The organism is Aureibacter tunicatorum (genome assembly GCF_036492635.1).
GTDB classification, from domain to species: domain Bacteria; phylum Bacteroidota; class Bacteroidia; order Cytophagales; family Cyclobacteriaceae; genus Aureibacter; species Aureibacter tunicatorum.
This window is the reverse complement of sequence record NZ_AP025305.1, coordinates 4,562,858-4,574,634: the sequence shown is the minus strand read 5'-3', so window position 1 is coordinate 4,574,634 and position 11,777 is coordinate 4,562,858. Positions and strand designations below refer to the sequence as shown.

Sequence of the window (11,777 nt, the reverse complement as noted above, 5' to 3'; positions counted from 1 at the left end):
GCTTGTGAAAATGATAATATTAGTTTGAAGTTCTTAGGTGTTTATAAAGCTGGCATTTTACAATTATAAGCTTTGAGCATGGATAATTCAGGAGCAGGACTCTATTGATGAAATGAAACTTATTGGCCCATTTTGGACTTTATTTCAAGCATAAAAAATTGAATATCACTATATTTGAAGCTATGGCTACAAAAGATAAAAATAAAGCGGAAAATAACGAATTGAAGAAGATAATCGCGCATGCCAAGGAATATGGTTTTGTGTATCCTTCAAGTGAAATATATGATGGTCTTCAAGCTGTATATGACTATGGAGCTTACGGTTCTGAATTGAAAAAGAATCTTAAGGATCTATGGTGGCAGACGATGACAAAGCTTAATCAAAACGTGGTAGGCATCGATGCGGCGATTTTCATGCATCCGCTTACTTGGAAGGCTTCTGGACACGTAGACAGCTTTACAGATCCTTTGATTGACAATAAGGACTCTAATAAAAGATATCGCGCTGACGTATTGGTGGAAGATAAAGCCGCTGAATATGAAAATGCAGGTGATAAAGAAAGAGCGGACGCGTTATTGAAGAAGCTGGGCCAGTTGTTGGAGGCTGAGGAGCTTGAGGCGGTAAGAGAGTTGATTATCGAAGAAGAGATTGCATGTCCTATTTCGGGTACAACAAATTGGACTGAAGTTAGACAATTCAACTTGATGTTTGATACTCAGGTAGGTGCTGTTGCTGAAGATTCTTCAAAGATTTATCTTAGGCCGGAAACTGCTCAGGGTATTTTTGTGAATTTCTTGAATGTGCAAAAAACAGCTCGCCAGAAAATTCCTTTTGGTATTGCTCAGATTGGGAAAGCTTTCCGTAACGAGATTGTTGCTCGTCAGTTTATCTTTCGTATGAGAGAGTTCGAACAAATGGAAATGCAATTTTTCGTTCGTCCGGGAGAAGAAATGAAGTGGTATGAGCACTGGAAAGAAACTCGATTGAAATGGCATAAAGCCATTGGTCTTCCAGCGGAAGATTTGAGATTCCACGATCATGAGAAGTTGGCTCACTATGCAAATGCAGCCACAGATATTGAGTACAAGTTCCCGTTTGGTTTCAAAGAAGTTGAAGGAATTCACTCAAGAACAGATTTTGACTTGACACAACATCAAGAGCTGTCCAAGAAGAAACTACAGTATTTTGATACTGAAATCAATAAGAACTATATTCCTTATGTGGTAGAGACTTCGATTGGCGCTGACAGGTTGTTCTTGATGGTATTATCAAATTCATTTACAGAAGAAGAAGTTCAGGATGGAGAAAAAGTTAAAACTAGAACTTATTTAAAACTTCATCCAGCGATAGCTCCAGTGAAGGCAGCAGTATTCCCTTTAATTAAGAAAAATGGACTTCCAGAAAAAGCCAAGGAAATATTTGATGATCTTAGATATGATTTTAATATGATCTACGAGGAAAATCAAGCTATTGGGAAACGATATGTAAGACAAGACTTGATCGGTACACCTTTCTGTATTGCTGTTGATTTCCAGACTTTGGAAGATAATACAGTTACTGTTCGTCATAGAGATACTACAGAGCAGTTGAGAATGCCTATTTCTGATTTGAGAGCTTATATTGGCAAAGAAGTTTCTTTCAGCACGATTTTGAATCAACTGTAAGAGTCAACTGAAAATATATGCAAGAAGCCGGGGCTAAGTCAATAGTCTCGGCTTTTTTATTGGATGATTATTCTTAAAAAAGTCATTATAATCAATGTCTTATTATTCGTAAGAAATGACGATATTGAAATTGAAAAGAATTTTTTTACAGATTTATAAGCAAACATATGAGAACTATAGGATTGGGAGGCTCAACGATTCAGGAAGAGCTTGACAAATTCACGAATAAAGCGGCGGATATTACTCCTATTCAGAAGCCAGAGTATGAAGCGCGTATTGCCAAAGCTTGCGAATTGATGAAAGCTGAAGGTCTTAATGCTGTATATTTGAATGCAGGAACAAATCTTCATTATTTTACAGGAACTAAGTGGGGGGCAAGTGAAAGAATGGTTGGCGCTATTCTTACTCAATCAGGCAAGTTGACCTATATCGCACCGACTTTCGAATTGGGTACAATCAATGATATGATGTTGATTGAAGCACCTGTAAGAGGTTGGGAAGAAGATGAAAGCCCTTATCAATTGGCGCTGGATATTCTTGCTGAGGAAGGCATAGCTGATGGCAAGATCGGACTTGATGAATCGTCTGCATTTTTCATAACTGACGGATTGGCTCAGATTAATAAGACTTACACATTTGTAAATGCAAAGTCTATTACGGCTGGATGTAGAATGTACAAGTCTGAAGCGGAAATTTCGATCATGAAAGCTTTGATGGATATCACAATGGACGTTCATAAAGCAGTAGCTAGAATCTTGAAGCCCGGCATTGCGGCGCAGGAAGTGATTGACTTTATCGAAGAGGCTCATATCAGATCGGGTATTCCTACAGGATCGTACTTTTGCATTGTGTTATTTGGCCTTGACTCGTCTTTTCCTCATGGAGTTAAAGCTCCTAAGAATCTTGAGGATAATGAAATTGTCTTGGTAGACACAGGTTGTCAGCTTCATGGATATATTTCAGATATTACACGTACATATGTGTATGGAGAGATCAGCGATGAGCATAGAAGAATCTGGAATCTAGAAAAGTCTACTCAGCTTGCTGCGTTTGAAGCTGCGAAATTGGGCGATCCTTGCGCTAATGTTGATTTGGCGTCTCGCAAAAATCTTGAAGCTAGCGGACTAGGTCCTGATTACAAACTTCCGGGGCTCCCTCACCGAACAGGACATGGTATTGGAATGGATATTCATGAATGGCCTTATATGGTTCGCAGCGAACAAACTCCAATGGCGCCGGGCATGTGCTTTAGCATTGAGCCGATGATAGTGGTTCCTGATGAGTTTGGCGTAAGACTAGAGGACCATGTTTATATGACTGAGGAAGGTCCAAAATGGTTTACGGAGCCTGCTCACAGTATTGAAGATCCTTTTAATACGCAAGGAAATTAATAGACAAAAAGATAAATAGAAAAGCCGCTTCGAAAAAAAGCGGCTTTTTTTATGCTTGTAAATAATTCTTTCAGAGTTAAAATCGGATAGCCTTTTCCATAGTGTACTTGTAGATCATATAGTAAATGATATTCAAGCTCATATTCATGGACTTGTTCTTATTGGACGGCGTTCCTTTATGTTTTTTGTTGTTTGATTCTGAGCTTTCGTTTTTTTCAGGATTGAAGTGATAGTATGAAGAATCCTTTTTGCTTATGTTTGTTGACATATCAGCTTTGTTGTTCTTCGTCATATTTCCATTTTTAGCATTTGCTAAGATAGAAATGAATAATGAAAGCAAGATTAAAATATAAGCAGATTTTATTTTTGAAAAAGAAGAACGCATAATATGCCTTATTTAAAATTTGTTTGTGCTAAATTAATAAATTAAATACTTAAAAGTCAATTGTTTGCCCAAGCAAAATAATATTTCTTTTGCGGAGTGAGATTGGCTTGCTTTCAGGGTTTGTATACTCGAAAAATAGAAAAATGGTTCTATATTTTGTTATTAAATAAGCAAACATTTGTTGTATGTCGGATAAATCAGTCGAAAAAATGACCTTTGAAGAATTATCAGTTTTGTTGGGAGGAGACTATGTAGGGGCAAAAGTGCATCAGGAAAAGGTTGGAAAAATCTTCATTGACAGCCGAAAAGCCTCATTGTCGACCGGAGATGTCTTTTTCGCCATCAAAGGTTTGCGAAATGATGGCCACGATTATATAAGTTTGATGCATAAGCAAGGTTTGAAGCTGTTTGTAGTGGAGCCTTCTTTCAAGAACAGAACCTTTAAATACCCTGAAGCAAGTTTTATTATTGTTGAAAGTGCTAAAGCGGCTTTGCAAAGAATAGCTGCTTATCGACGATCAATGTTGAAATGCAAAGTTGTAGGCATTACAGGAAGCAATGGTAAAACTATCGTCAAGGAATGGTTATCAGACATTTTATCCGAAAAGCATATAGTTACCAAAAGCCCTAAAAGCTTTAATTCACAAGTGGGTGTGCCTTTGTCGGTTCTTGAATTGAATGAGCAAACTGAAATAGGAGTGTTTGAGGCAGGTATTTCTCAAGCTGGCGAGATGCAAAGACTAGAAATGATAATCAAACCAGATTTTGGAATATTCACGAATATAGGCTCAGCTCATGATCAAGGCTTTGAGAGTCGAATAGAAAAGACTAAAGAAAAAATGAAATTGTTCTCGCAAGCGAAAAGATTGGTTTATTGTCTTGACTATTCATTGGTTCATCAAGTCGCTTTAGAATGTCTTGGATCTGAAAGGTTGTTGGGATGGTCTTATACAGATCAGGATGCGGATGTTTATGTTGATGATGAAGATGGAAAAGTAGTATTTTACCCCAAGGGGGAAAGCTCATATGAGATCTTTCATGACTTTTTGGATGATGCCTCTAAAGAGAATTTGATTCATTCGGTTGTTCTTGCCAAGTATTTGGGTATGAGCATTGATGAAATTAATCTGGCGGTGAAGCATTTGCCAAGTGTTGATATGAGATTGTCGATTAAAGACGGCATTAATCATTGTTGCCTTATAGATGATAGCTATAATAATGACTTGGCAGGACTTGAAGTTGCACTGGACTTTATGAGGCAGATGAATCAAAAAAGCAAGTCCACGCTTATTCTTTCGGATATGCATCAGACAGGCTTGAATGTTCAGCATTGGAGAAATGAGTTGTTGAAGCTTATAAAAGCTAAGAAGGTTGACAAGTTGATAGGGATTGGTCCTGAAATAACTTTATGCAAAGATATATTCAATGGAGAAGCGTCATATTTTGCTTCAACGGATGATTTTTTGAATAGCGAGGAGGTATTGAATTTCGATAATGAAACTATACTGGTAAAAGGAGCTAGGCATTTTCACTTTGAAAGAATTATAAAGGCTTTGGAAAAGCAGGTCCATGGCACCAGGCTTGAAGTCAATATGGAATCTTTGGTTCATAATCTTAATTTTTATAAATCAAGGTTGAAAAAGGACACCAAGCTCATGATCATGGTTAAAGCTTTTGCTTATGGCAATGGTAGTTTTGAGATTGCTAGTTTATTGCAATATCATAGAGTTGATTATTTGGGTGTTGCTTATGCCGATGAAGGAGTTGCTTTAAGAAAGCATGGCATAAATATTCCAATCATGGTGATGAATCCAACCGAAGATGACTTTCTCCATTTATTGAAATACAATTTAGAACCTGAGATTTATTCTTTTGACTTGCTGGACCGTTATTGCTTGTATTTGAAAAAAAATGAAAGGCAGTCACGCATTCATATTAAGCTGGATACAGGAATGCACAGATTGGGCTTTGTCGAAAAAGACTTGGATCGATTAGGGCAGATACTTTCCATGCAGGATCAGGTGGAAGTACAAGGTTATTTCACGCATTTGGCGGCGGCGGATGTTTCTGATGAAGATGAATACACGGTCTCTCAATTGGAGCAGTTTTCCACTTGGTTTGACCATATGGCTGAATATGATATCAAAGGAGACAAAATGAAATACGCATTGAATACTGCGGGCATAATTAGATTTCCGGAGTATCAATTTGATATGGTTCGGCTTGGGATAGGTTTGTATGGTATCGATTCTACGGGAATGTGCCAAAGAGATTTACGTTTGATCAGTGTGTTGAAGACAAGAATTTCGCAGATTCATGACCTGAAGGAGGGCAATACAATAGGTTATTCAAGAAAAGGTGTTTTAGCTAAAAACAGTCGTATTGCGACCATGGCAATAGGTTATGCTGATGGTTTCTGCCGATTATTCAGCAATGGAAGATTGCAAGTGAAAGCCGGAGGGAAGTTGGCTCCAGTGATTGGAAATGTTTGCATGGACATGACCATGATAGATATTACAGGTATTGATGATGTCGAAGTTGGCGATGAAGTGATTATTTTTGAATCTGCGGATGATGTTAATCGAATGGCTGAAGCAGCTATGACGATACCTTATGAAGTGATGACGAATATTGGCAGCAGAGTGAAAAGAGTTTTTTATGCGGATTAAATTTATTTGTTTAAATTCTTATATTTAGCAGTATTTAGATTTGATTTTGTATGAGCTCCAAGTTGCTATATTTAATTTTTTTTATGTTTTCGCCTATGATGTTATTGGCTCAAGGCGATGGAGTGTATGTTCAACATGGGCAAGCTTCGTTTTATGCCGATAAATTCAATGGCAGGCTAACTGCTAATGGAGAGAGGTTTTCCAATAATGCAATGACTGCTGCTCATTTGACTTTGCCGTTCAATTCAGTGGTCAGAGTTACAAACAAGTCTAATGGAAAATATGTAGATGTAAGGATTAATGACAGAGGACCATTTGTAAAGGGCAGAATTATCGATCTGACAAAAAAAGCGGCTAAAAAGCTCGAATTTTACGAAAGCGGTTTGGCTAATGTGAAAATACAAGTCATTAATATGGCTTCGGGAAATGATAAAAAACCTTCAACTACCGTTAAGCCAACAGTTGCAAAGCCAGCCAAACGCGAGTTTTATCAAGTGAAAACTTCAGTAAGAGATCTGCGAGGATATGGCGTGCAGGTGGGGAGTTTCAAGGAAATGATGAATCTTATGGATTTGTCAAATAAGTTGCATACCAAATATGGCCAATCGGTATACGTTGAAGTCATGAAGTTGAACGGACAAAAAATGTACAGAGTGTTTTTAGGCGCGTTTAGCGGAAGATCATCCGCTGAGAGTTTGCTTAAGCAGGTAAAGCGAAGTTATCCTGATGCGTTTGTGAAAGATTATAGCAAGAAATAAAAACAGATTCTTTTCAAAGGGTTTTTGGCAAGCTTTTGAACAACAATTAGTGTGAACTTGTATTACATTTAGCATTACGAGTATGCTCTAGATTGGGAAATAACCGTTTTGAAATGAAAATATTATTGACTGGTGCTACGGGATATATTGGCCGAAGAATGATCCCATTTTTGGTCAATGACGGACATTACGTGGTTTGTTTAGTGCGCGATAAAAGCAGGCTGGAATTGGAAAGCTCTCTTCAAGACAAAGTAGAGGTGGTCGTAGGGGATTTGAATGATCCACAGTCGCTTGAGTGCATTCCAAAAGATATCGAGGTCGCTTATTTTTTAGTCCATTCCATGAGCGCTTCCAAAGTGCATTTTCTTCAGATGGAGCATAGTGTGGTTTTGAACTTCATTAATGCTATGGAGAAAACATCAGTTAAGCAGATTATATACCTAAGCGGTATCGTCAATGATAAGAATTTAAGCAGGCATTTGTTTTCTAGAATGCATGTGGAGGATATCTTGAGAGTTTCTCCGATTCCAACCACTACGCTTCGGGCGGCGATAATCATAGGTTCTGGCAGCGCGTCTTTTGAGATAATACGGGATCTTGTAGAGAAATTGCCAGTGATGATAGCTCCAAGGTGGCTTAATACGAAGTGCCAGCCAATCGCCATTAGAAATGTGCTTTACTATTTGTCGAAATGTCCTGGGGATGAACGATTGTATGATCGCTCTTTTGATATAGGAGGCCCTGATGTCTTGTCTTACAAGCAGATGTTGTTGCAATTCGCTCAAGTTAGAAAGCTGAAGCGATATATTTTGACTTTGCCCGTTTTATCTCCAAATCTTTCGGCACAATGGCTGCGATTTGTCACATCCACTTCCATGTCCTTGGCGGAAAGCTTGGTCGATAGCATGAAAAACGAAGTAATTGTCAAGCATGGAGGCTTGGAAAAGCTATATCCGCAAGAATTGTTGTCTTATAAAGAGTCGGTGAGCAAGGCTTTGAGAAGAGTGGAGGACAATGAGGTTATTTCCAGTTGGAAAGACGCTTATATAAGCGGGGAAGCAAATCCAAATTTGCAGGAGTTCCTTCAGGTTCCAAAATATGGATGCTTTATAGATGATAAAAAGCGTGTGTTTACCCGGAATGCGGATGATGTGTTTGAGAATATCTGGACCATTGGGGGGCGAAGAGGCTGGTATGCTATGGATCCTTTGTGGAAGTTAAGGGGTTTGATGGATAAAATGGTCGGTGGCGTTGGTTTAAGAAGGGGACGAAGAAGCCAGTATGACTTGAAGGCTGGCGATGCTTTGGATTTTTGGAGGGTGCTTGTCGCTGACAAGCCTGGCAGGCGTTTGTTGCTTTTTGCGGAGATGAAAGTGCCGGGAGAGGCTTGGCTGGAGTTCGAGGTGAAGGAAAATAGCGATGGCACCAGTGAAGTTAGACAGACCGCGACATTTAGGCCTAAAGGCTTGTTGGGCAGGCTGTATTGGTATGCTATGGTTCCTTTTCACCATTTTATTTTCAATGGAATGATTGATTGCATCGTTAAAGTTTGACAATAAAAAACGGAAAACGTTTACCGCTTTCCGTCGAATATTGTATTGAAGACAATTGGAGATTAACCCAATTGAGCGTCTAGTTTACCTGCAAGGATAGATTTGCTTACAGCTCCTATTTGCTTGTCAACAACTTCTCCATTTTTGAATACCAATAGTGTCGGGATGCTTCTGATTCCGAATTGAGCGGAAACAGTAGGGTTTGTGTCAACATCCACTTTACCTATCACGGCTTTGCCTTCGTATTCTCCAGCTAATTCCTCAACGATAGGTCCGATCATTTTACATGGTCCGCACCACTCAGCCCAAAAATCTACAAGTACTGGTTGATCTGAATTGATAATTTCTGCGAAATTAGCGTCCGTGATTTCTAATGCTTTACTCATGATTATATATTTTAAATATTACTCTTTTTCGTTTGAATAGGTAAATATACGAAAAGACTTTTTTTCAGTTCGGATTAAATCACTAATTACTCAAATAAATACGATAGAATTTATTTATAGGGAAATAGATTTCGTGCATGAGTTAAGGAGGCCCATAAAAAGAAAAAGTCACCAAATGATGACTTCTTCAAAACAGGATATTGAATAAAAATAGGTGTCTTTGTTATGTATACAAGCTTGTGGTTAATTACCCTACCAAGCTTACTATAAAAGTAGCAAAGAAAAAAAACATTTTGTTTAATCTTGGCAAATATTTGCGAGCTACTTTTGCAGTTTCGATGTTTATTTAACGTAAGTTATTGGCTTTATTATGCCGTTTTTGCTAATTTTTTTTCAAAAAAAAGCTTCAAGTTGCTTATTTAAGCCATTTTCCTCCGTTTATCACAATGTGATATTTAGCTAAAAGTAGTACTTTTTTACAAGGTTTGAAATTTAAGTTTCCTAAAATTTGTTAAATGGCGAAGCAAATATTCTTTGACGCATCGACCTTGGCTACATGGAATTAGAGTGAATTTAATAACTTGAAATAGTTATGTTTTTAGCCTCTTATTGTTGTCGTGGGCTTGCCATACTATTAATATTTACATTTTTATATACGAATTGCTCGCATAATGTTAATTTTTGTCATGTAGCTTCATGACTAATGTCATATTTCTAGCTATCGCATCTCCCTATTTTAGCTGAAACATTCAAATAATTAAATTATCTGAGTATTTTATGCAAGCAGAAATTAATACACAACCTTTGGGGACGCCCGATGTAGCCACTACGGGTACTGGGCAGCTGGAAAAATTCAGTTATGACAATAAGATAGTGAAGTTTTTCTCTATCGCGACTGTGTTTTGGGGGATCATAGGTATGACAGTGGGATTGCTGGCAGCGATACAATTGTTCTATCCTCTCTTCAATTTTAATTTGGAGTACACCACTTTCGGCCGAATCAGGCCATTACACACAAATGCAGTGATTTTTGCCTTTGTTGGAAACGCGCTTTTTGCCGGGATTTATTATTCCATGCAAAGATTGCTGAAAGCGAGAATGTTCAGCGATTTGTTGAGCTGGATTCATTTTTGGGGCTGGCAGCTTATTATTGTAGCCGCGGCTATTACATTGCCTTTGGGTTTTACTACTTCCAAGGAATATGCTGAATTAGAGTGGCCAATCGACATCGCGATCACATTGATTTGGGTGGTTTTTGGCTTGAATATGATCATGACTATCCTTCGAAGAAGGGAAAGGCATATGTATGTGGCCATTTGGTTTTATATAGCCACATTCGTTACCGTTGCGGTATTGCATGTGTTTAATTCGTTGGAGTATCCTGTTAATTTTGTTAAGAGTTATTCCATATACGCTGGTGTGCAAGATGCTTTGGTGCAGTGGTGGTATGGACATAATGCAGTGGCATTCTTCTTGACGACTCCATTTTTGGGATTGATGTATTACTTTTTGCCAAAAGCGGCTAACAGGCCTGTATATTCTTACAAGCTATCGATTATTCACTTTTGGTCTTTGATTTTTATTTATATCTGGGCTGGACCTCACCATTTGCTTTATACTTCATTGCCGGGTTGGGCTCAAGCTTTGGGTACAGTATTCTCTATTATGCTGATTGCTCCTTCTTGGGGAGGTATGCTTAATGGTCTTTTGACGCTTAGAGGCGCTTGGGACAGGGTAAGAGAGGATCCTGTATTGAAATTCATGGTAGTGGCGATTACCGCTTATGGTATGGCGACTTTTGAAGGACCGATGATGTCTCTTAAAAATGTGAATGCTATTTCCCACTATACTGACTGGACTATTGGTCATGTGCATATTGGCGGTTTGGGCTGGAATGGATTCATGACTTTCGGTATGTTGTATTGGTTGGTTCCTAGAATGTGGAAGACCAAGTTGTATTCGACAAAACTTGCCAATGCTCACTTTTGGATTGGAACGTTGGGAATTGTGGTTTACGCTGTTCCAATGTACTTCTCTGGAATCACGCAAAGTTTGATGTGGAAAGAATTCACTGCTGAAGGCTTTTTGAAATACCCTAATTTCTTGGAAACAACGCTTCAGATATTGCCGATGTACGCTTTGAGAGCTGTAGGTGGCGCTTTGTACTTGGCGGGAGCTTTGGTGATGGTTTACAATTTGATTAAAACCGCGGGGCAAGGAGAATTCCAAGAAGAGGAAAGCGCTGAGGCGCATGCCTTGAAACCGGTTACCTCTGTTCAAGGAGAAGGATGGCATGGCGTATTGGAGAGAAAATCAGTTGTTTTCACAGTTCTATCCTTGTTGGCTATATTGATTGGTACGGTGTTCGAAATTTTGCCAACATTTTTGATCAAATCAAATGTGCCGACGATCGCAAGCGTGAAGCCTTATACGCCGCTTGAGTTGCAGGGTAGAGATATTTATATCAGAGAAGGTTGTGTTGGTTGTCACTCGCAGATGATTAGACCATTCAGATCTGAAACCGAAAGATACGGAGAGTATTCAAAAGCAGGCGAGTTTGTCTATGATCATCCTTTCTTATGGGGGTCTAAGAGAACAGGACCGGATTTGGCTAGAGAGGGAGCAAGTTTGAATAGAAAGTCAAATTCATGGCATTATAATCACATGGTGGATCCTACCACGATGTCGCCGAATTCTATTATGCCTCCTTACCCATGGTTGATTGAAAATGATCTTGACAAGTCGACTACAATGACTAAGATCAGGGTCATGAAAGAAGTGATGGGAGTGCCGTACACGAATGAAGAGCTCGCCGGAGCGGATGATTTATTGGATGCGCAGGCGAAAGCTATCGCGGAGAACCTCAAAGAAGAGGGAATCAAAGTCAGCAAGGATAAGGAGATTATCGCATTGATAGCATACTTGCAAAGACTGGGAACTGATATTGAAGTTAAGGAAAATAATTAATGAG

8 protein-coding genes are annotated in these 11,777 nt (G+C 38.8%); 6 read left to right on the top strand and 2 right to left on the bottom strand.

What is annotated here, in order from left to right; all coding sequences use genetic code 11:
- The first annotated feature begins 182 nt into the window (after positions 1-182).
- Together AABK36_RS19250 and AABK36_RS19245 are read left to right on the top strand one after the other, a co-directional pair.
- On the top strand, positions 183-1,664 hold the full coding sequence (locus AABK36_RS19250) for a glycine--tRNA ligase (RefSeq protein ID WP_309937925.1): 1,482 nt from the start codon (positions 183-185) through the stop codon (positions 1,662-1,664).
- 167 nt (positions 1,665-1,831) lie between these two features.
- The gene (locus tag AABK36_RS19245; RefSeq protein WP_309936791.1) at positions 1,832-3,055 is read left to right on the top strand and encodes a M24 family metallopeptidase; all 1,224 of its coding nucleotides are present in this window, start codon (positions 1,832-1,834) and stop codon (positions 3,053-3,055) included.
- A gap of 76 nt (positions 3,056-3,131) precedes the next feature.
- On the opposite strand, the gene AABK36_RS19240 is transcribed toward AABK36_RS19245, so the two are convergent.
- Complete coding sequence (locus AABK36_RS19240) at positions 3,132-3,347, bottom strand: hypothetical protein (RefSeq protein ID WP_309936790.1); 216 nt, start codon at positions 3,345-3,347, stop codon at positions 3,132-3,134.
- A 278-nt stretch (positions 3,348-3,625) separates the two neighbouring features.
- Between AABK36_RS19240 and AABK36_RS19235 the strand changes: the two genes are divergently transcribed.
- From AABK36_RS19235 to AABK36_RS19225, 3 genes are all read left to right on the top strand, one after another.
- Complete coding sequence (locus AABK36_RS19235; protein WP_309936789.1) at positions 3,626-6,109, top strand: bifunctional UDP-N-acetylmuramoyl-tripeptide:D-alanyl-D-alanine ligase/alanine racemase; 2,484 nt, start codon at positions 3,626-3,628, stop codon at positions 6,107-6,109.
- 83 nt (positions 6,110-6,192) lie between these two features.
- A complete protein-coding gene (locus tag AABK36_RS19230; RefSeq protein WP_338390300.1) occupies positions 6,193-6,867 on the top strand; it encodes a septal ring lytic transglycosylase RlpA family protein in 675 nt (224 codons plus the stop codon).
- A 113-nt stretch (positions 6,868-6,980) separates the two neighbouring features.
- Positions 6,981-8,420: an SDR family oxidoreductase gene (locus tag AABK36_RS19225; protein WP_309936787.1), complete on the top strand. Its 1,440-nt coding sequence runs from the start codon at positions 6,981-6,983 to the stop codon at positions 8,418-8,420.
- Positions 8,421-8,482: 62 nt separating this feature from the next.
- Here AABK36_RS19225 and trxA read toward each other — a convergent pair whose 3' ends face one another.
- The gene (gene trxA, locus AABK36_RS19220) at positions 8,483-8,806 is read right to left on the bottom strand and encodes a thioredoxin (protein ID WP_309936786.1); all 324 of its coding nucleotides are present in this window, start codon (positions 8,804-8,806) and stop codon (positions 8,483-8,485) included.
- 777 nt (positions 8,807-9,583) lie between these two features.
- On the opposite strand from trxA, the gene ccoN reads away from it, so the two are divergent.
- Positions 9,584-11,773, top strand: coding sequence for a cytochrome-c oxidase, cbb3-type subunit I (ccoN, locus tag AABK36_RS19215; protein WP_309936785.1), 2,190 nt, complete (start codon positions 9,584-9,586; stop codon positions 11,771-11,773).
- The last annotated feature ends 4 nt before the right edge of the window (positions 11,774-11,777 follow it).